The 21,912-nt window shown below is 69.2% G+C and carries 14 protein-coding genes and 2 rRNA genes (1 of these 16 only partly in view); 10 read left to right on the top strand and 6 right to left on the bottom strand.

All coding sequences use genetic code 11. The features are described from left to right. Window positions 1–86 precede the first annotated feature (86 nt). Window positions 87–872, top strand: coding sequence for a DedA family protein (locus L3Q67_RS21285; RefSeq protein ID WP_499191128.1), 786 nt, complete (start codon window positions 87–89; stop codon window positions 870–872). 1,015 nt (window positions 873–1,887) lie between these two features. Next, a complete protein-coding gene (locus L3Q67_RS21280; RefSeq protein ID WP_499191127.1) occupies window positions 1,888–3,420 on the top strand; it encodes an alpha/beta hydrolase in 1,533 nt (510 codons plus the stop codon). On the opposite strand, the gene L3Q67_RS21275 is transcribed toward L3Q67_RS21280, so the two are convergent. Next, the gene (locus L3Q67_RS21275) at window positions 3,405–5,345 is read right to left on the bottom strand and encodes an acyl-CoA dehydrogenase family protein (protein ID WP_499191126.1); all 1,941 of its coding nucleotides are present in this window, start codon (window positions 5,343–5,345) and stop codon (window positions 3,405–3,407) included. The genes L3Q67_RS21280 and L3Q67_RS21275 overlap by 16 nt on opposite strands. Before the next feature lie 143 nt (window positions 5,346–5,488). Between L3Q67_RS21275 and L3Q67_RS21270 the strand changes: the two genes are divergently transcribed. Both L3Q67_RS21270 and L3Q67_RS21265 read left to right on the top strand, forming a co-directional pair. Beyond that, the gene (locus L3Q67_RS21270; protein WP_499191125.1) at window positions 5,489–6,358 is read left to right on the top strand and encodes a patatin-like phospholipase family protein; all 870 of its coding nucleotides are present in this window, start codon (window positions 5,489–5,491) and stop codon (window positions 6,356–6,358) included. Window positions 6,359–6,425: 67 nt separating this feature from the next. Next, on the top strand, window positions 6,426–7,619 hold the full coding sequence (locus tag L3Q67_RS21265; protein ID WP_499191124.1) for a L,D-transpeptidase: 1,194 nt from the start codon (window positions 6,426–6,428) through the stop codon (window positions 7,617–7,619). A 295-nt stretch (window positions 7,620–7,914) separates the two neighbouring features. Here the strand turns inward: L3Q67_RS21265 and L3Q67_RS21260 are convergent, their stop codons facing one another. Beyond that, window positions 7,915–9,309, bottom strand: a complete 1,395-nt coding sequence (locus tag L3Q67_RS21260) for an MFS transporter (RefSeq protein ID WP_499191605.1) — start codon at window positions 9,307–9,309, stop codon at window positions 7,915–7,917. Between the two features lie 135 nt (window positions 9,310–9,444). Beyond that, on the bottom strand, window positions 9,445–13,035 hold the full coding sequence (gene dnaE / locus L3Q67_RS21255; protein ID WP_499191123.1) for a DNA polymerase III subunit alpha: 3,591 nt from the start codon (window positions 13,033–13,035) through the stop codon (window positions 9,445–9,447). Window positions 13,036–13,480: 445 nt separating this feature from the next. Between dnaE and L3Q67_RS21250 the strand changes: the two genes are divergently transcribed. Genes L3Q67_RS21250 through L3Q67_RS21240 form a run of 3 tightly spaced genes read left to right on the top strand, consistent with a single transcriptional unit; the run spans window position 13,481 to window position 16,517 of the window. Beyond that, window positions 13,481–14,149, top strand: a complete 669-nt coding sequence (locus L3Q67_RS21250) for a FadR/GntR family transcriptional regulator (protein WP_499191604.1) — start codon at window positions 13,481–13,483, stop codon at window positions 14,147–14,149. Next, window positions 14,146–15,582, top strand: coding sequence for an amino acid permease (locus L3Q67_RS21245; RefSeq protein WP_499191122.1), 1,437 nt, complete (start codon window positions 14,146–14,148; stop codon window positions 15,580–15,582). The genes L3Q67_RS21250 and L3Q67_RS21245 overlap by 4 nt, the downstream gene beginning before the upstream one ends. A gap of 35 nt (window positions 15,583–15,617) precedes the next feature. Continuing rightward, window positions 15,618–16,517, top strand: a complete 900-nt coding sequence (locus L3Q67_RS21240) for an asparaginase (protein ID WP_499191603.1) — start codon at window positions 15,618–15,620, stop codon at window positions 16,515–16,517. Here the strand turns inward: L3Q67_RS21240 and L3Q67_RS21235 are convergent. Next, entirely contained in the window at window positions 16,500–17,642 is a 1,143-nt protein-coding gene (locus tag L3Q67_RS21235) for an acyl-CoA dehydrogenase family protein (protein ID WP_499191121.1), read from the bottom strand. The genes L3Q67_RS21240 and L3Q67_RS21235 overlap by 18 nt on opposite strands. Before the next feature lie 107 nt (window positions 17,643–17,749). Between L3Q67_RS21235 and L3Q67_RS21230 the strand changes: the two genes are divergently transcribed. Genes L3Q67_RS21230 through L3Q67_RS21220 form a run of 3 tightly spaced genes read left to right on the top strand, consistent with a single transcriptional unit; the run spans window position 17,750 to window position 20,856 of the window. Beyond that, entirely contained in the window at window positions 17,750–18,583 is an 834-nt protein-coding gene (locus tag L3Q67_RS21230; RefSeq protein WP_499191120.1) for a LysR family transcriptional regulator, read from the top strand. A 9-nt stretch (window positions 18,584–18,592) separates the two neighbouring features. Next, entirely contained in the window at window positions 18,593–19,453 is an 861-nt protein-coding gene (locus L3Q67_RS21225; protein ID WP_499191119.1) for a LysR family transcriptional regulator, read from the top strand. A gap of 59 nt (window positions 19,454–19,512) precedes the next feature. Further along, on the top strand, window positions 19,513–20,856 hold the full coding sequence (locus L3Q67_RS21220) for a serine/threonine-protein kinase (protein ID WP_499191118.1): 1,344 nt from the start codon (window positions 19,513–19,515) through the stop codon (window positions 20,854–20,856). A gap of 74 nt (window positions 20,857–20,930) precedes the next feature. Here L3Q67_RS21220 and rrf read toward each other — a convergent pair. Both rrf and L3Q67_RS21210 read right to left on the bottom strand, forming a co-directional pair. Further along, window positions 20,931–21,047 (bottom strand): 5S ribosomal RNA (rrf, locus tag L3Q67_RS21215). An 81-nt stretch (window positions 21,048–21,128) separates the two neighbouring features. Next, window positions 21,129–21,912 (bottom strand): 23S ribosomal RNA (locus L3Q67_RS21210) (it continues 2,332 nt past the right edge of the window).

Below are 21,912 nucleotides of genomic sequence, written 5' to 3'. Positions count from 1 at the left end.
TTGACGCGCGATGGCTAGGGTCGCATTAGCCTGAACGGGCTTGCTGATCCACCGAAGCGAACTGAGGGGACTTTCACGTGGCACTGGTGACCGACATTCTCGACTGGCTCCGCGCGCTGCCGCCCGCGGGCGTCACCGCCGGGGCCGGCCTGCTGGTGTTCGGGGAGTGCACCCTCGGCCTCGGCTTCATCGCGCCCGGCGAGTCCGGCTTGTTCATCCTCGGCACCACCGTGGACAGCACGCCGAAGTTCCTGCTGATGTGGCTGGTCACCACCATCTGCGCGATCGCCGGTGACTCGGTCGGCTACCTGCTCGGCAAGAAGTTCGGGCCACGGCTGCGGCAGACCAAACTCGTGCAGAAGCACGGCGCCGACGGCTGGGACAAAGCCTGCGACTTCCTGCGGCGCAAGGGTTCCTGGGCCGTGCTGATCGCGATCTTCCTGCCGGTCATGCGAACCCTGATCCCGGCCGCCGCTGGGGCTTCGGGCCTGCCGTTCCGGAAGTTCCTGCCGCCGGTGGCCGTCGGTGCCACCGCCTGGTGCGCCCTGCACATCGGCATCGGCGCCGCCGCCGGGGAAGCCGCCGAACAACTGGAGTCCGCGGTCGGCAAGGGAAGCTGGGTCGTGCTGGCCCTCATCGCCGCCGCCTTCGTCACCTTCTTCCTGCTGAAGCGCAAGCGCGCCGCCACCAAAGCCACCACCACCGACGCAAACCCCGCCACCACCACCTCCTCCAGCACCTCCGGCTCCGCCTCCTCCACCACCTCCGGCACCTCCGCGCCCAGCTCCACCTCCGGCGCCCCAACCCCCGCAGCCGCCACCACCTCCACGACAACCGCCACCTCCGACCACGACCCCGACCGCCCCCACTAACCCCCGCCCCCCCACTCGCCCCCGGCCCACGCCGGGGGCGAGTCCCACGCCCAGCCCCCCGAACCCCACACTCGCGAACCAAACTCCACGTTCAGGCACCCGAACCCCACGTTCGCGCACCCGAACCCCACGTTCAGGAGCCCGAGTTCCACACCCGGGAGCCCGAGTCCCACGTTCGGGCACCCCAACTTCACGTCGCGCACCCGAGTCCCGCACTCAGACAGCTGAACTCCACACTCGCGCAACCGAGTTCCACGTTCAGACAGCCGAGTTCCACATTGAGGCAGCCGAAGCCCGCATTCAGGTAGCTGAGCCCTGCCTTCGGGCAGCCGAGTCCCAGGCTTGGGGCGGGTGAGGCTCCGCGAACAGCCACCTCGGCGTATGGCGTGGCCTGGCCAGGCCCTCGACTGTGAAGTTCAGCGGCCTGAACGTCGAACTCGGCTGCTCGAATGCCGAATTCGCCTGCCCGAACGTGGAGTTCGGCTGCGCGAACGTGGAACTCAGACTCCTGAACGCGGAACTCGCTGCCTGAATGTGGGCCACGGCTGCTTGAACGTGGGGTTCGGGCTCCCGGCCGTAGGACTGGTCTGCCTGAACGTGGCACTCGGGCTCCCGAGTGTGGAACTCGGGCGCCTGAACGTGGCGCTCGAGTTCCCGAGTGTGGAGTTCGGGTGCTCGGTGTGGGACTCGAGTTCCCGAGTGTGCTGCGATCGGGTGTCTGAACGTGGGACTCGGCCGCCCGAATGTGGCACTCGGGCTCCTGGGTGTGGGGTTCGGGTGCCTGAGTGTGGAACTCGCGTGCGCGAACGTGGAGTTCGGATGCTCGAGTGTGGGGTTCGGGTGCGTGGGTGTGGGGTTCGGTGTGGACGTGGGAGGGCGGGCGCGGAGGGGGGTGGGGTGGGTGTCACCTGGTTGTATGGTCCGGGGGCGGGGTGGGGTCTCGAATGGGTGGGGAGGGGTGCGCGGCTCTTCCGGCGGTAGTTGGGTGGTCACACCCCAACTGTTCGGAGGCAGCATGCGCAGTACACGGACCGGGCTGGCGATCGCCTCGATCGCCGTGATCGCCGCCGCGGGGGTGCCCGCGATCGCTCAGCAGGCCCTCGAGTGGACGCCCTGTCCGCAGGAGTTCGGCCGCAAGGTCGAGTGCGCCGAGGTCAGCGTGCCCCGCGACTACGACGACCCCGCCGGGCCGCAGATCAAGGTGGCGATCTCCCGGCAGAAGGCCACCAGCGACCGCCGCCGGGGAGTGCTCCTGCTCAATCCGGGTGGGCCCGGGTCGAGCGGGCGCGGGATGCCGGGGGCGGTCGGCGAGCTGGCCCCGCGCGGGGTGACCGACCAGTACGACCTCATCGGCTTCGACCCCCGCGGCACCGGCGCCAGCACCCCGGTCTCCTGCGAGCTGACCGACGAGCAGCAGGACGTCACCAAGCTGATGCCCTACCCCGCCCCGGACGGTTCCATCACCGCGAACCTCGCCTACGCCGAGCAGGTCGCCGGGCAGTGCGCCGCCGACCCGAACCTCGCCCACGTCACCACCGCCAACACCGCCCGCGACATGGACCGCATCCGCGCCGCGCTCGGCGAGGAGAAGATCTCCTACTTCGGCGGCAGCTACGGCTCCTACCTCGGCGCCGTGTTCACCACGCTCTTCCCCGAGCGCAGCGACCGCATCGTGCTCGACGCCGTGGTCGACCCGACCGACGTCTGGCGCCGCGTCTGGCAGTTCTGGGGCCCGGCCAACGAAGAGCGCTTCGACGACTTCGCCCGCTGGGCCGCGCAGCGCCACCCCACCTACGAACTCGGCAACACCCCGCAGGCGGTCCGGCAGACCTACCTCGACCTGACCGGCAAGCTCGACATCACTCCGCTCGCCGCCACCCGCAAACCCATGTCCGGCAACGACTTCCGCGGTCGCACCCGTGGCGCGCTGTACGGCGACGAGAGCTTCCCCTCGCTGGCGAAGCTGTGGCAGGCCGCCAAACTCGCCGACGCCGCGAAAGCCGCCGAAGCCCGCGACGAGCTCCAGGTGCCCGACGACTCGCAGTCCCTGCCCGCCACGCTCTGGGGCATCGCCTGCAACGAGGCGAGCTGGCCGCGCGACCCGGAGGTGTACCGGCAGGACGTGGCACGCGACCGCAAGCGCTACCCGATCACCGGCGGCATGCCGTCCAACGTCTGGCCCTGCGCGTTCTGGCCGCACCAGCCGGAGACGCCCGTCGCGGTGAGCGACCGGGGGCAACCCACCGTGTTGCTCCTGCAGAACCGGCGCGATCCGGCCACCCCGATGCCCGGCGCGGTGGCCATGCGCGACGCGCTCGGCGACCGCGCCCGGCTGGTGCTCGCCGACCAGGGCGGCCACGGCACCTACCTGACCACGCAGAACGCCTGCGCCTCCAACGCCGCGACCGCCTACCTCGTGCACGGCACGGTGCCGGAGGACGACGTGAACTGCGGCTCGGAGACCGAGGTCCCGGACGCCAGGGTGGCGTCCGGGCCCGAACGCGACAAGCTGGTCCGGAAGCTGCGCGCCGCTCAGTTCCCGTTCTGACGCGGCAGGTACCGGCGCGCCACGTTCTCCTGGGCGGACGCGCCCGCCTGCCAGTCGGTGATCCACGGGCCGGTGCCCTCGCTCGGGTCGAGCACGCCTTCTTCGAGCCAGGTGTACCGGCCCTTCAGCGTGCGCCCGGCGATCCGGTGGTCGACGTCGTCGGTGTTGGTCCACAACGCGCCGAACAACGCCTCCACCCGCAACCGCGCCTGGCGACAGAAGGCGTCGGCGAGTTCGTAAGCCGCCTCGCCCTCTTCACGGTTGACCCCGCGCTGCATCTCCGCGCGCACACAGGCGGCCGACATCGCGAACAGTTCGGCGCCGATGTCGACGATCCGCCCGAGGAAGCCCTGCCGCTTCTCCAGCCCGGCCTGCCAGCGCGCCATGCCGTAGAAGGTCGACCGCGCGAGCTTGCGCGCGGTCCGCTCGACGTAGCGCAGGTGCCCGGCCAGCGCACCGAACTCGGTGTAGGAGGTCGGCACCTGGCCCTTGCCTGCGACCAGTTTCGGCAGCCACTTCGCGTAGAACCCGCTCGCCTTCGCGGCGGCCTTCGCCTTGGCCTTCACGTCGGCGTCCGGGTCGGCGAGGTCACCCGCGGCGGTGAGGTGCGAGTCGACCGCCTCCCGCGCGATGAGCAGGCGCATGATCTCCGAGGAGCCTTCGAAGATCCGGTTGATCCGCAGGTCGCGGACCAGCTGCTCGACCGGCACCGCCCGCTCCCCGCGCGCCGCCAGCGACTCGGCCGTCTCGTAACCACGCCCGCCGCGGATCTGCATCAGCTCGTCGGCGATCAGGCAGGACACCTCGCTCGCCCACAGCTTCGCGAGCGCGGCCTCGATGCGGATGTCGTTGCGGCCCTCGTCGCTCATGTGCCCGGACAGGTCCAGCACGGCTTCCAGCGCGTACGAGGTGGCCGCGATGTAGGAGATCTTATTGGCCACCGCCCCGTGCTCGCCGACCGGCCTGCCCCACTGGACCCGCTCGCCCGACCACTCACGCGCGATCTTCAGGCACCACTTGGCCGCGCCGGCGCACATCGCCGGGATGGACAGCCGCCCGGTGTTCAGCGTGGTCAGCGCGATCTTCAGCCCGTCGCCCTCGCGGCCGACCACGTTCTCCTTCGGCACCCGCACCTTGTGGAACCGGGTCACCCCGTTCTCGATGCCGCGCAGGCCCATGAACGCGTTGCGGTGCTCGACGGTGATGCCCGGCGAGTCCGCCTCGACGATGAACGCGGTGACCCCGCCCCGGTGCCCCTCGCTCTTGGGCACGCGCGCCATCACCACGACGAGTTCGGCGACCACGCCGTTGGTGGTCCACAGCTTCACGCCGTCGAGTTCGTACGCCTCTCCGCCGTCCACCGGGACCGCCGAGGTGGCCAGCCGCGCCGGGTCGGAGCCGACGTCGGGCTCGGTGAGCAGGAACGCGGTCACCGCGCCCTTCGCGCACCGCGGCAGGAAGCGCTTCTTCTGCTCCTCGGTCCCGGCCAGTTTCAGCGGTTCGGGCACGCCGATCGACTGGTGCGCGGACAGCAGCGCGCCGATCGTCGGGTGCACGGACGCGGCGAGCATCAGCGCGCGGTTGTAGGCGAACTGGGTCAGCCCGAGCCCGCCGTAGACCTCGGGGATCTTGATGCCGAAGCAGCCCAGTTCGGCGAAGCCCTTGACGAACTCGTCCGGGATGCGCGACTCCCGTTCGATCACCGTGCCGTCGAGGGTTTCGCAGTACGCGCGGAGCTGGGTGAGGAACTTGTCCGCCCTGGCGTCGTCCTCCGCGGACGGCAGCGGGTGCGGGTGCACCAGGTCGAGGCGGAACCGGCCGAGGAACAACTCCTTGGCGAAGGACGGTTTCTGCCAGCCGCTCTCCCTCGCCTCCTCGGCCACCGCGCGGGCTTCCTTCTCCGTCACCTTGAGCTGGTCGGCCACCACAGCCTCCCCTTCCTCGCATCGACGAGTCCCGTCAAGTCCATTCCGGAAACTGTGACCAGTGTTACCCATCAGTAGTGCCAGGGAAACCGGCAGGCGGGCTACGTTACTGAACAGTTCGACCCCGATCAGGAGGACCGGAGATGACCACGGCGGATCTGCCGCGCCCGCTCGCGTTCGTGCTCGGCGGTGGCGGCAGCCTCGGCGCGATGCAGGTCGGCATGCTGCGCGCGGTGACCGAAGCGGGTTACCGCCCGGACCTGGTGGTCGGCACTTCGGTCGGTTCGCTCAACGGCGCGGTGCTGGCGCGCCGGGGCGACGACCAGGCCGAACGCCTGGAGCGCATCTGGACCAGGATGACCCGGCACGAGGCCTTCCCCGGCGGCGTGTTCAGCCAGGTCCGCACCCTGCGGCACAGCCGGACCAACCTGTTCCCGAACACCGGGCTGGCCGCGATCGTCGACGAGTACATCGGCGAGGGCACCACCTTCGAGGACCTCGCGCTGCCGCTGGGCGTGGTGACCACCGACGTGGAGACCGCCGAACCGCGGCTGATCCGCACCGGCGAACTCCGGCCCGCGCTGCTGGCCAGTTGCGCGATCCCGGGCATCTACCCGGCGGTCGAGCACGAGGGCAGGCTGCTCTACGACGGCGGACTGGTGGCCAACGTGCCGATGCGCCAGGCGATCGCGATGGGCGCGAAGTCCCTGATCGTGCTCGACTGCGCGTTCCCCGGCCGGCTGCCCACCCGGCCGCAGACCCTCGCCGAGGTGGTCATGTTCACCGCGATGATCAGCATGCGGAACCAGGCGGTGCTGGAGGCGCCGCTGGCCGCCACCGAGGTGCCGGTGGTCTACCTGCCGGGGCCGCCGCCGGTGCGGGTGAGCCCGCTGGATTTCCGGCGCACCGGGGAATTCACCGCACTCGCGTACGAATCGGCCAAAAAGCACCTGGCCGGACTTTCGGTGAACGGCCCCGGCCTTTATGGTGTGCCCGGGCTCGCCACCCCCTGACCGGGAACTGCCGGTAGTTTTGACGCCAAGGGAAATCCACCGCGTCGATTCTTAAAAAAGAGATAACATGGCACCCAAGAAGTCTTTACTCTGGCTCCCGCTGACCGCGTTGCTGCTGCTTTCCGCGTGTTCGGCAGGCGATTCCGGCGGCACCACCCCCGGCACGGCCGAACCGGCGCCGGGGCAGCCGGTGGTGCGCATCGAGCCGGCCGGCGGGCAGGACCTCAGCCCGGTGACACCGGTCACCGTGCACGCCGAGAACGCGGGGCTGACCGAGGTGACCGTGACCAACACCGCGCGGGGGACGCAGGTGAAGGGCACGCTTGCCCCCGACCACGCCAGCTGGACCTCTGCCGAGCCGCTCGGCTACGGCGCCGGCTACACGATCGTCGCGAAAGCCGTTGACCAGCAAGGGAAACCGATCGAGCAGCAGGCGCGGATCACCACGCTCACGCCGAAGCAGCAGGCCGAGCCGAACCTCATCCCGGCGCCGGGGGCGGTGGCGCAGAGCGGGATCGGCGTCGGCCAGCCGATCGTCTTCCAGTTCAGCCAGCCGGTGAAGGGCGACGCGGCGAAAGCCACCGTGGAGAAGTCGCTTTCGGTGGTCTCCGAACCGGCGCAGGAGGGCGGCTGGTACTGGATCGACGACAAGAACGTGCACTACCGCCCGAAGCAGTACTGGCAGCCGGGCACCACGCTGAAGGTCGACGCCAAGGTCTACGGCGTCGATTTCGGTGGCGGGGTCTACGGCGCACAGGACCGCAGCGAAACGTACCAGGTGCACGATTCCTGGGTGGCCAAGGCGGACGGTAGCACCGAGCAGATGCGGATATTCCACAGTGGAGCGCTGGTGAAGACCATGCCGATCTCGATGGGCAAGGACGCCACCCCGACCCACCTCGGCGCGCACGTCATCTCGGAAAAGCACGAAAGCTACACCATGGATTCGTGCACCTACGGCGTCTGCCAGGGCTCCCCCGGTTACTACCGGACGCAGGAGAAGTGGTCGCTGCGCATTTCCAACGACGGCGAATTCGTGCACGAGAACCCGAACAGCGTCGGCCAGCAGGGCAGCGCGAACGTCTCGCACGGCTGCATCAACCTCAACGCGGAGAACGCCAAGTGGTTCTTCGACAACCTCGGCCTCGGTGACGTGGTCGAGGTGACCGGTTCCGGCGGCCCGCAGCTACCGGTCTGGGATCTCTACGGCGACTGGGCGCTGCCGTGGGACCAGTGGGTGGCGGGCAGCGCCCTCCACTAGTACGACAGCGGAACGTACTGGAGTGAGCCCGGGGTCTCCCCCTCCCGAGCTCACTCCAGTGGCCTTCGCCCGCGCCTACCCCGCCGTGGTGGCGACGCCCTCAGCGCTTCACCGTGCGATCCCCCGCGGCCGTCGGTGACGTGCGGCTGAGAGTTCCTCCCGGATGCGCGTCCGGGAGACAATCCGGCACAGCAGGCTGACCCGAATTACCACCCTGGGTAGCGGATACCGCGGCGCGAAGGCGGTCAAAGCCTCGCACAGTGGCTCAGCGTAGCGCCATTAGCGGACCGGCGTGTCACCCGGATGGACTATCGGCGAACACGCTGTGCTGTCCTCCGACCGCGACCCGCCGCCGTCGCAGTTCGAAGATCCCCAGCCCGAGCGCGACCGCGGTGAGCCCGGCCGCACAGCCCATCGACACCGCCAGCGCCACCGGGTAGTCCTCCCCCGAACCGGCGACCGCGGTGTGGAAGACCGAGGCCAGCGTGGCCGTGCCGATCGCGGTGCCGATGCGCTGCCCCGTCTGCAGCGCGCCCCCGGCGACCCCGGCCATCTCCGTCGGCACGCACTCCAGGGTCAGCGTGGTGTTCGGCGAGATCACCATGCCGCCGCCGATCCCGCCGATCAGCAGCGGCAACGCGATCGCCAGCCCCGCGTGCTCGGCCGGGAACACCAGCACCGCCACGCCCGACCCGACCATGCCGAGCACCACCATGCTCAGCCCGGTCACGGTCAGCCCGCGGCCCCAGCGCTCGACCAGCCGGCCGGCGATCACCGCGGACACCGCCGAGCCGACCGCGAACGGCGTCACCGCCAAGCCGGACTCCAGTGGCGTGAACCCCAGTCCCTGCTGGAAGAACATCGCGAACACCAGCCAGATCCCGGTGAACGCGCAGAAGTAGACCGAACCGAGCGTGGCCCCGCTGGAGAAGCCGCGCACGGTGGTGAACAGCCGGATGTCGAGCAGCGGTGCTCGTTCCAGCCGCACCAGCCGCCGTTCCCACCAGACGAAGAGCGCACCGAGCACCACGGCGATCGGGAACAGCCACCACAGCTTGCCCAGCCCGCCCTGTTCGGCCTCCATCACCGGGAACAGCACCGCGGCCACCGCGAGCCCGAGCAGCAGCGCGCCGACGGAGTCCAATTCGGACCTCAGCCCGCGTATCGAACGAGGTGACTTCGGCAGCAGCCTGGCCGCCAGCACCAGCGCGAGCGCGCCGATCGGGATGTTCACGTAGAACACCCACCGCCAGCCCTCCGGATCACCGAACACGGCGAGGATGACCCCGCCCAGCACCGGGCCGACCGCGGTCGAGATGCCCACGACCGCCCCGAACATGCCGAACGCGCGCCCGCGTTCCGGGCCGGAGAACAACTCCTGGATCAGCCCGGTGTTCTGCGGGGTGAGCAGCCCGCCCGCCATGCCCTGCAGCAGCCGGGCCACGATCAGCAGCACCTCGTTCGGCGCGATCCCGGCGAGCGCGCTGGTCGCCACGAACCCGGTGAGCGCGATGAGGAACATCCGCCGCCTGCCCAGCGCGTCGCCCAGCCTGCCGCCCGCCACCAGCACCAGGCCGAAGGTCAGCGCGTAGCCGGAGACCACCCACTGCACCCCGCCCGCCGACGCCCCGAGGTCGGCCTGCATCGACGGCAGCGCCACGTTCACGATGCTGACGTCGAGCAGCACCATGAACCCCGCGGTCAACGTCACCGCGAGCGCCTTCCAGCGACGGGGATCGGGTTCGGCGCGGTGACTGCCCTCGGGTGTGCTCACCCGTCCATCGTCGCGCGGATCAACGCACCCAGCTCGGCGGCGCCGCCGGGATCACGTGTTCGCGGTGATGCCCTGGATGCTCTTCAGCTCGCCCATCAGCATCGAGCTGACCCGCACCGGGTAGTCGTCCAACGCGTACATCCGCGGCCCCTGCTTGCCCATCAGCTTCAGGTGCGCCGGGGTTTCGCCCTTGTGCGCGAGCAGCGTGGATTTCAGCTCGCTGACCACGGAGTGGTCGAGCTTCTCCGCGGCGACCAGCAGCACCAGCGGCGGTTCCTCGTCCCCGACCGCGGCGTCCGACAGGTCCAGCGGCACCAGGCCCCCGCCGAAGACGGACATCTTGTCCTCGCGCCAGTTGACCCGGCCCTTGACCAGCACCGCGTTGTCCTCGATCAGGTCCGCGGCGAAGATCGCGTAGGACTTCGGGAAGAACAGCACCTCCAGCGAGGCGTCCATGTCCTCCACCGTGCAGATCGCCCAGGGTTCGCCCTTCTTGTTGACCCGCCGCTCCAGCGCGGTGATCAGCCCGGACACCACGATCTCGCCTTCCTTCGGCGGATCGGCCAGTATCGCCGCGATCGGCTTCTTCGCGTGCTTGCGCAGGATCCGCTCGGCGCCGTCCAGCGGGTGCGCCGAGACGTAGAGGCCCAGCATCTCCCGCTCGTAGGAGAGCAACTGCTTGCGCGGGTACTCCTCGTCGCTGAACTTCAGGTGCGCCAGCGGGGAGGACGCCGCCGCGGCCGCCGCGTCGTCCGGTTCGTCGCCCATCGGGCCGAACAGGTCGAACTGGCCCATCGCCTGCTGGCGCTTGAGCGGCACGACCGCTTCCACGGCTTCTTCGTGCGCCTGGACCATCGACAGCCGGGTGTTGCCCATGGAGTCGAAGGCCCCGGCCTTGATCAGCGATTCGATCACCCGCTTGTTGCAGGCCACCAGCTCCGACTTGTCCAGGAAGTCGGTGAACGAGGTGTACTTGCCCTTCTCCTCGCGGGTCTTGATGATCGACTCGACCACGTTCGCGCCGACGTTGCGGACCGCGCCCATGCCGAAGCGGATGTCGTCCCCGACGGCCGCGAAGCGCTGGGCCGACTCGTTGACGTCCGGCGGCAGCACCTTGATGCCGAGGCGTCGGCACTCGGACAGGTAGATCGCGGACTTGTCCTTGTTGTCCCCGACCGAGGTCAGCAGCGCGGCCATGTACTCCGCGGTGTAGTTCGCCTTGAGGTACGCGGTCCAGTACGAGATCAGGCCGTAGGCGGCCGCGTGGCTCTTGTTGAACGCGTACCCGGCGAACGGGAGGATCGTGTCCCAGAGCGCCTTGATCGCCTCGTCGGAGAACCCGCCGGGCACCAGGTCGCTGGCCTTCATCCCGGCCTCGAAGCCCTCGAACTCCTTGTCGAGGACTTCCTTCTTCTTCTTGCCCATCGCGCGGCGGAGCACGTCCGCGCGGCCCATCGAGTAACCGGCCACCTTCTGGCCGATGTGCATGATCTGCTCCTGGTAGACGATCAGGCCGTAGGTGTCGGCCAGGATCTCCTTCAGGGGCTCGTCCAGCTCGGGGTGGATCGGCTTGACCTTTTGCCGGTTGTTCTTGCGGTCGGCGTAGTCGTTGTGCGCGTTCATGCCCATCGGACCGGGGCGGTACAGCGCGCCGACCGCGACGATGTCGTCGAACAGCGTCGGCTGCATGCGCCGCAGCAGGTCCCGCATGGGCCCGCCGTCCAGCTGGAACACCCCGAGCGTGTCCCCGCGGGCGAGCAGTTTGTAGGTCTCGGGGTCCTCGACGCCCAGGGTGTCGAGGTCGATGTCGACCCCGCGGTTGGTCTTGATGTTGTCGATGGCGTCGCCGATGACGGTCAGGTTGCGCAGGCCGAGGAAGTCCATCTTCAGCAGGCCGATGGCCTCGCAGGACGGGTAGTCCCAGCCGGTGATGATCGAACCGTCGTCCCGCTGCCAGAGCGGGATCGCGTTGGTCAGCGGCTCACTCGACATGATGACCGCGCAGGCGTGCACGCCGGCGTTGCGGATCAGGCCTTCGAGGCCGCGGGCGGTCTCGAAGATGGTGGAGACCTCGGAGTCGGTCTCGACCAGGGCGCGGACCTCGGCGGCCTCGCCGTAGCGCTCGTGCTTGGGGTCGACGATGCCCGAGAGCGGGATGTCCTTGGCCATGATCGGCGGCGGCAGGGCCTTGGAGATCTTGTCCGCGATCGCGTAGCCGGGCTGTCCGTAGTGGACGCGGGCGGCGTCCTTGATCGCCGCCTTCGTCTTGATGGTGCCGAAGGTGATGACCTGGGCGACCTTGTCGACGCCGTACTTGTCGGTGGCGTAGCGGATCATCTCACCGCGGCGGCGGTCGTCGAAGTCGATGTCGATATCGGGCATCGAGACGCGCTCGGGGTTGAGGAACCGCTCGAACAGCAGCTTCTGCGGGATCGGGTCCAGGTTGGTGATACCGAGCACGTAGGCGACCAGCGAACCGGCGGCCGAACCACGGCCGGGGCCGACGCGGATGCCCACGCGGCGGGCGTAGTTGATCAGGTCGGCGACGATGAGGAAGTAGGCCGGGAAGCCCTTGCCGATGATGACGTCGAGCTCGACCTCGATGCGCTCCTGGTAGCCCTCGGGCGCGCCTTCCGGGAAGCGCCACTTGAGGCCGCGCTGGACCTCTTCGCGCAGCCAGGTGCCCTGGTCGTAGCCCTCGGGGACCTCGAAGAACGGCAGCCGGTCCTTGTGCGCGTAGACCTCTTCGTAGGACTGGATGCGGTCGGCGATGAGCAGGGTGGAGTCCGCCGCGCCGGGGACCTCGGTGTCCCAGTACTGGCGCATCTCCGCCGCGGACTTCAGGTAGTAACCATCACCATCGAACTTGAACCGGTTCGGGTCATTGAGCGTCTTACCCGCCTGCACACACAACAACGCACTGTGCGTATCCGCCTGATCCTGCGTCACATAGTGCGAATCGTTGGTCGCCAGCGGCGCCAGACCCAGCTGCTTACCGATCTCCAGCAGACCCTCACGCACCGACCGCTCGATCGGCAACCCGTGATCCATCAACTCCAGGAAAAAGTTGCCCGCCCCGAAAATATCCTTGTAATCCGACGCCGCCTGGATCGCCTCGGCCTTCTGCCCCAGCCGCAACCGCGTCTGCACCTCACCCGACGGGCACCCCGTCGTGGCGATGATCCCCTCATGATGCTCGGCGATCAACTCCCGATCCATCCGCGGCTTGCGGTAATACCCCTCCAGACTCGCCAGCGACGACAACTTGAACAGGTTGCGCAACCCCGCCGCGTTCTCCGCCAGCATCGTCATGTGCGTATACGCACCCGCACCCGAGACATCACCACCCTCACCCAGCTCATCCGCCCCACGCTGGTTCGACTGACCCCAGAACACCGGCTTCTTGTGAAACCGCGACTCCGGCGCCACATACGCCTCGATCCCGATGATCGGCGTGATCCCCGCCTTGCGCGCCTGCTGGTAGAACTCATCCGCCCCATACATGTTGCCGTGGTCGGTCATCCCCACCGCCGGCATCCCCAGCCGAGCCGCCTCCGCGAACAACGGCGCGATCTTCGCCGCACCATCCAGCATCGAGTACTCGGTGTGCACATGCAGATGAACGAAAGAATCCTTGGACACCAGCGAAAACCTCCCCTGAACACCACCGGCCGCGACCGCCGCCCGGGGGATCCACCGTAGTCCAGTCGAAGATCCTCAGCACCAGCGGCACGCCCTCCGGATCCGGTGATCCGACGCTCCCCTCGCGCCACCGGCACCCACCTCGGCTGATTGCTATGAGTGGGGCATTACTTGCACTCAACGCTAGTAATGCCCCACTCATAGCAATCGCCCGGCACCACGAGATGACTAGTGAGCCGGGTCACCCGATCAGTGGGCCAAGATCCACACCGGCCGCCCGGCGCCCCAGCTCAACGCGGAAATCCCTGCCCCACAAGCCATACCGGACGGTCTGCCGTCGCCGAAAGCTCCGCTTGACAACGCCGAGCGCACGACCGCACCATCTGCCCTCGTGAACCTGTCAGACAGCCAGACAGTCGGACATTCCGCCCGGCGGATGACCGCGATGGAGGCCGTGCTCGCCGGTCTCCGGTCGGCCATCGAGGGCGGAGAGTACGCCGTCGGCGGCAAGCTGCCGTCGGAGGCCGCGCTGTCCGCCGAGTTCGCGGTGAGCCGCTCGGTCGTCCGGGAGGCGCTGCGCGTGCTGCAGGCGCTCGGGCTCACCGTCTCCCGCCCCGGCAAGGGCACCTTCGTCGCGGCCGCGGGCCCGGTGGAGAACCCGGTCTTCGGCGACTACTCGGCCCGCGACCTGTTCGAGGTCCGCAGGCACGTGGAGATCCCGGTGGCGGGCTACGCGGCCCTGCGTCGCGGCCAGGACGATCTCGACCTGCTCGAGCACCTGCTGGTCAAGATGTCCGGCGAGACCGACAACACCGGCTGGGTGGCGCTGGACAGCCTGTTCCACATCACCATCTCCCAGGCCTCGGGCAACCCGGCCTTCGGCAAGGTCATCGAGGAGATCCGCGACGCGCTCTCCCGCCAGTCGAGCTTCCTCAACCAGCTCGGCGACCGCCAGGCCGAGTCGAACGCCGAGCACGCCGAGATCGTGCGGGCCATCGCGGACGGGGCCGAGGCGGCCGCCGTCGAGGCGATGACCCGGCACCTCGACAACGTCGAGCGAACCCTCGAAACCATCGTGCGCAACGACGCGCACCGACCCCCGGAGCACCCGTGACGGACCAGACCCTGCAGCCCACCGCGCCGCCCGAGACGGTCGACGCCGGGGACGCCGGCTACAGCAAGGCGCTCAAGCCCCGCCACATCAGCATGATCGCCATCGGCGGCGCGATCGGCACCGGCCTGTTCCTCGGCGCGGGCGGCAGGCTCGCCTCGGCGGGCCCGGCGCTGGCCGTCGCCTACGCCGTCTGCGGCCTGTTCGCCTTCTTCGTGGTGCGCGCGCTCGGCGAGCTGATCCTGCACCGCCCCTCCTCCGGCGCCTTCGTCTCCTACGCCCGCGAGTTCATGGGCGAGAAGGGCGCCTTCGTCGCCGGCTGGATGTACTTCCTCAACTGGGCCACCACCGGCATCGCCGACATCACCGCGATCGCGTTGTACGCCCACTTCTGGAGCTTTTTCACGCCGGTTCCGCAGTGGGTGCTCGCGCTCATCGCGCTGGCCGTGGTGCTGGTGTTGAACCTGGTGTCGGTGAAGCTGTTCGGCGAGATGGAGTTCTGGTTCGCCATCATCAAGGTGGCCGCGCTGGTGCTGTTCATGGTGATCGGCATCGTGCTGCTGGTCACCGGCGACCCGATCAACGGCACCTCCCCCAGCGTCGGCCTGCTCGGCAGCGAAGGCGGTTTCCTGCCCAACGGCCTGCTCCCGCTGGTGCTGGTGATCCAGGGCATCGTGTTCGCCTACGCCTCGGTCGAGCTGGTCGGCGTCACCGCCGGGGAGACCGCCGAACCGGCGAAGATCATGCCCAAGGCGATCAACTCGATCATGTGGCGGATCGGCGTCTTCTACGTCGGCTCGGTGGTGCTGCTGGCGATGCTGATGCCGTGGAGCTCCTACACCAAGGGCGAGAGCCCGTTCGTCACCGTGCTGTCCAACATCGGCATCCCGGCCGCCGGTGACGTGATGAACCTGGTGGTGCTGACCGCCGCGATGTCCAGCCTGAACTCGGGGCTGTACTCAACCGGCCGCATCCTGCGCTCGATGGCGGTGGCCGGCTCGGCGCCGAAGTTCACCGGCGTGATGAACCGCAACCACGTGCCCTACGGCGGCATCCTGCTCACCGCGGCGGTCTGCGTGCTCGGCGTCGGCCTGAACTACGTGGTGCCCGCGGACGCCTTCGAGATCGTGCTGAACTTCGCCGCCATCGGCATCCTGTCCACCTGGGGCATCATCATGCTGTCCCACCTGCTGTTCTGGCGGAAGGCCAAGGCGGGCCTGGCCCAGCGGCCCTCGTTCCGGCTGCCCGGCTCGCCGGTCACCGAGATCGTCACCCTGGTCTTCCTGGCCGGTGTCCTGGTGCTGATGTGGTTCGACGAGCTGGGCAGGCTGACCCTGCTGTCGCTGCCGCTGATCCTGCTCGCGCTGGTGGTCGGCTGGTTCAGCGTCCGCAAGCGGGTCGACACCACCAAGGCGCTCGCCGAGGTCAAGCCGTGACAGCCACACCAGCCCACGTCCCCCTGCTCCACGTCATGCGCGACGGCCTGGTCGAGAGCGTGCACTTCGGTTCCGTCGTGGTCATCGGCCCGGACGGCGAAGTGCGCTTCTCCACCGGTGACGTGGAATCGCCGGGCTACCCGCGCTCGGCGGCGAAACCGCTGCAGGCCGCGGCGATGACCCGGCTCGGCCTCGACCTGCCGGACGACCTCCGCGCACTGGTCGCGGCCAGCCACTCCGGCGAGGACTTCCACCTCGCCGGGGTCCGCCGGATCCTCGGCGACGCCGGCTGCACCGGCGCCCACCTGCGCAACCCGGTCGCCCTGCCGTACGACCCGCTGGTCAGGGACGCCTGGCTGGCCGCGGGACGGCCCGCCAGCAAGCTGTCGCACAACTGCTCGGGCAAGCACGCCGCCATGCTCGCGGTCAGCCGGGCGCACGGCTGGTCCACCAAGGACTACCTGAGCCCGGACCACCCGCTGCAGCGCGAGATCGCCAATGTGGTCGCCGAGTTGTCCGGCGAGCCGATCGCGAAGGTGGCCACCGACGGCTGCGGTGCCCCGCTGTTCTCGCTCTCGCTGCTCGGCCTGACCAGGGCGATCGGGCGCATCGGGGCGGCCGACCCGGAGACCGCGGAAGGCGCGGTGGCCCACGCGATCCGGCGGCACCCGGAGATGCTGGCCGGGACCCGGCGCGATGTCACCAAGCTGATGCGCGCGGTGCCCGGCCTGATCGCGAAGGACGGCTTCGAAGGCGTGCAGGTGGCCGCGCTGCCGGACGGCTCGGCGCTCGGCATCAAGATCGCCGACGGTGGTGACCGCGCCCGGCTGCCGGTCACCCTGGCCGCGCTCGGCCTGCTCGGCGTGGAAACCGCGCTGGAGGAGGACCCGACGCTGCAGGTCACCGGCGAACTGGCGTTAGCCCCGGTCGGCTAGCAGCTGCTTGGCGATCACCAGCTTCTGGATCTCGCTGGTGCCCTCGTAGATCCGGAACAGCCGGGCGTCGCGGTAGATGCGCTCGACGGCCACCCCGCGCATGTACCCCATGCCGCCGTGTACCTGCACCGCGCGGTCGGCGACCCGGCCGAGCATCTCGGTGCAGAACAGCTTCGCGCTGGACGGCGCGAGCTTGCGGTCCTCGCCGGAGTCGTACTTCGCCGCGGCGTCGAGCACCATCGTGCGCCCGGCGTACAGCTCGGCGTGCGACTCCGCGAGCAGCGCCTGCACCAGCTGGAACTCCCCGATCGGCCGCCCGCCCTGCCGGGTGACCTTGGCGTGCTCGACGGCCTCGGCGAGCGCGCGCTCGGCCATGCCGACGCAGACCGCGGCGATGTGCAGCCTGCCGCGCGCCAGCGAGGCCATCGCGATCCGGAAGCCCTCACCCTCGGCGCCGATCAGCGAGTCCTCGCCGACTCGGACCTCGTCGAAGAACACCTCGGCGGTCCACGCCCCGGCCTGGCCCATCTTCGGGTCGTGCGGGCCGACGGTCAGCCCCGGCGCACCGGCGGGCACCAGCAGCGCGGAGATCCCGTGCCTGCCGGTCGAATCGGGCTCGGTCCTGGCGAAGACCACGAACACGTCGGCCAGCGGCGCGTTGGTGATGAACCGCTTCGTCCCGGTCACCACGAACTCCGAGCCGTCGCGCACGGCGCGGGTGCTCAGCCCGCTCGGGTCCGAGCCCGCTTCGGTCTCGGTCAGCGCGAAGGCGGCGATGGCCTCCCCCGCGGCGAGCTTCGGCAGCCACTCCGTGCGCTGCGCGTCGGTGCCGTACTTGACGATCGCCTGCCCGGCGATGCCGTTGTTGGTGCCGAACAGCGAGCGGAACGCGGGCGTGGTGTACCCGAGTTCGATGGCCAGCCGGACGTCCTCGCCCATGCTCAAGCCGAGACCGCCGTACTCCTCCGGCAGCGCCCAGCCGAACAGGCCGAGCCCGGCCGCCTGCTGCCGGATCTGCGCCGGGATCTCGTCCCGTTCTTCGATCTCGGCCTCGCGGCCGACGACCTCCTTGCGGATGAACTCACGCACGGTTCGCAGTACCGCGTCGAAGTCCTCGGCGTCCACACGACCTCCAGCTCTGGGTTACCGCCCAATCCAGCACAGCGCGGCGACCCGCGCAAAGTCGGGATTCCGCATGATCGGATAGGCCGTGCCTATGTCAGAGTGCGGGCATGGATCTCCGGCAGGTCGAGTACTTCCTCGCGGTCGTCGACCACGGCGGCGTGACCAGGGCGGCCGAGGCGTTGTTCGTCGCGCAGCCCTCGGTTTCGCAGGCGCTTCGCGTGCTCGAACGCGAGCTGGCGGCCGAACTGTTCGACCGAGGTGGACGACGGCTCGTGCTCACCGAGGCGGGCCGGTCGTTCGTCGGTCCCGCGCGGCGGCTGCTCGACGACGCCCGGCTGGCGAAGGCCGCGGCGTCCCGGGTCGGTGAACTCCGGGGCGGCCGGGTGACGATCGCCGCTCTCGCCACGCTCGCGGTCGACCCGCTGCCTGCCCTCGCGGGCGAGTTCCACCGGCGGCACCCCGGTGTGCTGATCTCGGTCACCGACCCCGGCAGTCCGGACGACGTGGGCACCGAGGTCAAACGCGGGAACTGCGAACTGGGCCTGACCGAACTGCCGGTGACCGGCGTCGAGCAGCGCGGCCTCGGCAGTCAGGAGATCGTGCTCGCCGTGCCTGCCGCCTTCGCAGCGGGCCTGCCCGATCCGGTGCCGCTCTCCGCCGCCGCGAGCCTGCCCCTGGTGATGGGCCTGGCCGACGCGACCATCCGCAAGCTGATCCCCGACACACTGCACCCGGTGGTGGAATGCGCGCACCCGGAGGGCGTGCGACAGCTGGTCGCGCACGGCGCCGGAGCCGCTTTCCTGCCGAGGACGCTGGCCGAACGCGAGTTGCCCGGTGTGCCCCTGCTGGCCACCGAGCCCGCGATCCGTCTGGAGATCGGGCTGATCTTCCGCGCGGGCCCGCTGTCCCCCGCCGCGGCCGCCTTCATCGAACTCGCGTAGGGAGCCGACGTGGAACTTCGCCAGGTGGAGTACTTCCTCGCGGTGGTCGACCACGGCGCTATCACCCCGGCCGCCGCCGCGACCGGGGTCGCGCAGCCGTCGGTCTCGCAGGGCATCCGCTCGCTGGAGCGGGCACTCGGCGTGGACCTGTTCCACCGCATCGGCCGGGGACTGGTGCTGACCTCCGCCGGGCACGAGTTCATCGGCCCGGCGCGGCAGCTGCTGCGGGACGTGGTCGCCGCCGAAGGCTTCCTGCGGACCGCCCCGCGCGGCAGGCTCGACATCCACGCCTGGCCGTTCACCACCGGTCACCCGGTGGCGGCGCTGGTCGGCGCGTTCCGGCAGCGTCACCCGGGGGTGTCGGTGCGCATCGGTGAACTGCGGGACAACGACTCCGTGCCGTTGCTGCTCCGGGACGGCCACTGCGAACTGGTCTTCTGCTACTTCCCCGCCGGCGGGGACGGCCTCACCACGCACGAACTCGGCGTGCACGAGTACGCGCTGGTGTTCCCGCCGGGCACGGAGGTGCCACCGGAGGACCCGCTGCCGCTGGCCGCGCTGCCGGACCTGCCGCTGATCGTCGTGCCGAAGGGCAGCCCGGTGCGGGCGCAGATCGAGGACGCGCTCGCCGGCGCGAACCGCCGGACTCGGGCGTCCGCGGTGCTGCGGCACCGCGCCGCGGCCGAGCGGTTCGTGCTGGCCGGGGTGGGGGTCGGCGTGGTCGAACGGTCCCGCGCGGAGGACGCCGCCCGCGAAGGCGCGGTGATCCGGGGGATCTCGCCACCCATCCGGCGTAGATATGGAATCGTCTACGACGCTCAGCGCCTGTCGGCGGTGGGTAAAGCATTTCTCGAGTCGGCGTTTGGGTGACCGCCCGCCCGGGTACCCACGATGACTTGTCTCGTTTCGACAGCGGAGGAGCCCCGGCGGTGAGTTCGGCCGACGACACGTTGCCGCGGTTCGACCTGCCCGAGTTGGCAGAAGAGCCGGTGTGCCCGGCGCTGGTGGCCGGGCGCTACCGCCTGCTGTCGAAGACCGGTGCGGGCACGAGCGCGGTGGTGTACCGGGCGATCGACCTCGAAGCCGGGCACGACGTCGCGGTGAAGCTGTTCCACCCGGGGATAGCGGGCAAGGACTTCCTGCGGCGGGAGCGCGAGTTCCGGGTGCTCGCCGATCTGCACCACCCCGGCCTGGTGGAGTTCCGCGACTCGGGCTTCGACCTGGACCGGGCCTACATGGTGATGCAGCTGGTCGACGGCCCGACCGTGGCCGGTCGCATCCTCTGCGGCCCGCTGACGGCCGCGGAGACGACCCAGTTGGGCATCGGCATCGCCGAAGCGCTGGCGTACGTGCACTCCCGCGGTATCACCCACCGCGACCTCAAACCGGCGAACATCCTGCTCGCCGGGGACCGCCCGCTGCTCACCGACTTCGGCCTGGCCTACCGGCTGGGCACCAGCGACCTGACCTCCAGTGGCGCGGTCGTGGGCACCGCCGCCTACATGGCGCCGGAACAGGTGCGGGGCAAGGAGGTCGGCCCGCCCGCCGACATCTACGCCTTGGGCCTGATCCTGCTCGAGTGCCTGACGGGCTACCGCGAATACCCGGGCGCCATGGTGGAGTCGGCACTGGCGCGGCTGTCGCGCACGCCGGAGATCCCCGACTTCGTCGGCCCGGTGCTGTCCGCCCTCCTGACCCGTATGACCGACGAGGACCCCCGGGTCCGGCCGACCGCCGCGCAGGTGGCCGACGCCCTCACCTCGGCGGAGGCACCCACGGCCATCACCACCGTGATCGGCCGGCTCACCGCCGAGCAGGCCGATGCACCCACCTTGGTGACCAAGCCGGTGTCGCCGGACCGGCCGCCGGTGGCCGGGACCAAGCCGCTGCAGTCCGGAAAGCCGCCCAAGCGCCGCAAGAAGGTCATGCTCTCCGCCGCCATCCCGGCCGCCGCCGCGGTGGCGGTCGCCGGCATCTTCGCCCTGGCGAACTCCGGTGGTACGCAAGGTCTTCCGACCGGCGAGACCCCGCACAGCACCCCGGCGCCGCCGCCGGTGGTCGAGGCGGGCGCGCCGATCGACAGTGCCACCCTCTCCCCCGGTGCCGGGCAGCCCGTGGTGCCCCCGGTGAACGCCCAGCCGCAGGGCGGGACCGTGCCGGTGGACAACTCGGACAACCCGGGCAACTCGGGGCCCGGCAAGAAGGACGAGAACCGCAACAAGAACAACGGCAAGGGCGAGCCCGCGCAGAAGCAGTCGAAGAAGGACAACTGATCCGGGACAGGGCACACGAAAAAGCGGGGCTCCGGACCATTTCTGGTCCAGAGCCCCGCTCTGTTTCACGTTAAGTTCGGCGGCGTCCTACTCTCCCACACCCCTTCGAGTGCAGTACCATCGGCGCTGGCAGGCTTAGCTTCCGGGTTCGGAATGGGACCGGGCGTTTCCCCGCCGCTATAACCACCGAAACACTACGAAACAACCAACCGGTGACGTTGACGTCTCTGATGTGGTGTTTCAGAGCCGTAGAGTGGATGCGAAGCGTCTTTGTAGGCAAGTCCTCGGCCTATTAGTACCAGTCAACTCCACACATTACTGCGCTTCCATTTCTGGCCTATCAACCCAATCGTCTTTTGGGGGCCTTAACCCACAAAGGGGTGGGATACCTCATCTAGGAACAGGCTTCCCGCTTAGATGCCTTCAGCGGTTATCCCTTCCGAACGTAGCTAACCAGCCATGCCACTGGCGTGACAACTGGCATACCAGAGGTTCGTCCGTCCCGGTCCTCTCGTACTAGGGACAGCCTTCCGCAAGTATCCTACGCGCGCGGCGGATAGGGACCGAACTGTCTCACGACGTTCTAAACCCAGCTCGCGTGCCGCTTTAATGGGCGAACAGCCCAACCCTTGGGACCTACTCCGGCCCCAGGATGCGACGAGCCGACATCGAGGTGCCAAACCATGCCGTCGATATGGACTCTTGGGCAAGATCAGCCTGTTATCCCCGGGGTACCTTTTATCCGTTGAGCGACACCCCTTCCACCAGGTGGTGCCGGATCACTAGTCCCGACTTTCGTCCCTGCTCGACCTGTCAGTCTCACAGTCAAGCTCCCTTGTGCACTTACACTCAACACCTGATTGCCAACCAGGCTGAGGGAACCTTTGGGCGCCTCCGTTACTCTTTGGGAGGCAACCGCCCCAGTTAAACTACCCATCAGGCACTGTCCCTCACCCAGATCATGGGCGTAGGTTCAGATTCCCAATCCGGTCAGAGTGGTATTTCAACAACGACTCCACACCCACTAGCGTGAGCACTTCACAGTCTCCCACCTAT

Origin of the sequence: Saccharothrix sp. AJ9571, assembly GCF_021725495.1 — a bacterium.
In the GTDB taxonomy this organism is placed as follows: domain Bacteria; phylum Actinomycetota; class Actinomycetes; order Mycobacteriales; family Pseudonocardiaceae; genus Amycolatopsis; species Amycolatopsis magusensis.
Note: the sequence above shows the minus strand (reverse complement) of the source record. Positions and strands in the feature narration are given on the sequence as shown.

Excerpts from the sequence above, each read along its gene's own strand:
- L3Q67_RS21280 (WP_499191127.1), top strand. The coding sequence starts at position 1,888 with ATGCGCAGTACACGGACCGGGCTGGCGATCGCCTCGATCGCCGTGATC.
- L3Q67_RS21270 (WP_499191125.1), top strand. The coding sequence starts at position 5,489 with ATGACCACGGCGGATCTGCCGCGCCCGCTCGCGTTCGTGCTCGGCGGT.
- L3Q67_RS21265 (WP_499191124.1), top strand. The coding sequence starts at position 6,426 with ATGGCACCCAAGAAGTCTTTACTCTGGCTCCCGCTGACCGCGTTGCTG.
- L3Q67_RS21260 (WP_499191605.1), bottom strand. The coding sequence starts at position 9,309 with ATGGTGCTGCTCGACGTCAGCATCGTGAACGTGGCGCTGCCGTCGATG.
- L3Q67_RS21250 (WP_499191604.1), top strand. The coding sequence starts at position 13,481 with ATGGAGGCCGTGCTCGCCGGTCTCCGGTCGGCCATCGAGGGCGGAGAG.
- L3Q67_RS21240 (WP_499191603.1), top strand. The coding sequence starts at position 15,618 with ATGCGCGACGGCCTGGTCGAGAGCGTGCACTTCGGTTCCGTCGTGGTC.
- L3Q67_RS21230 (WP_499191120.1), top strand. The coding sequence starts at position 17,750 with ATGGATCTCCGGCAGGTCGAGTACTTCCTCGCGGTCGTCGACCACGGC.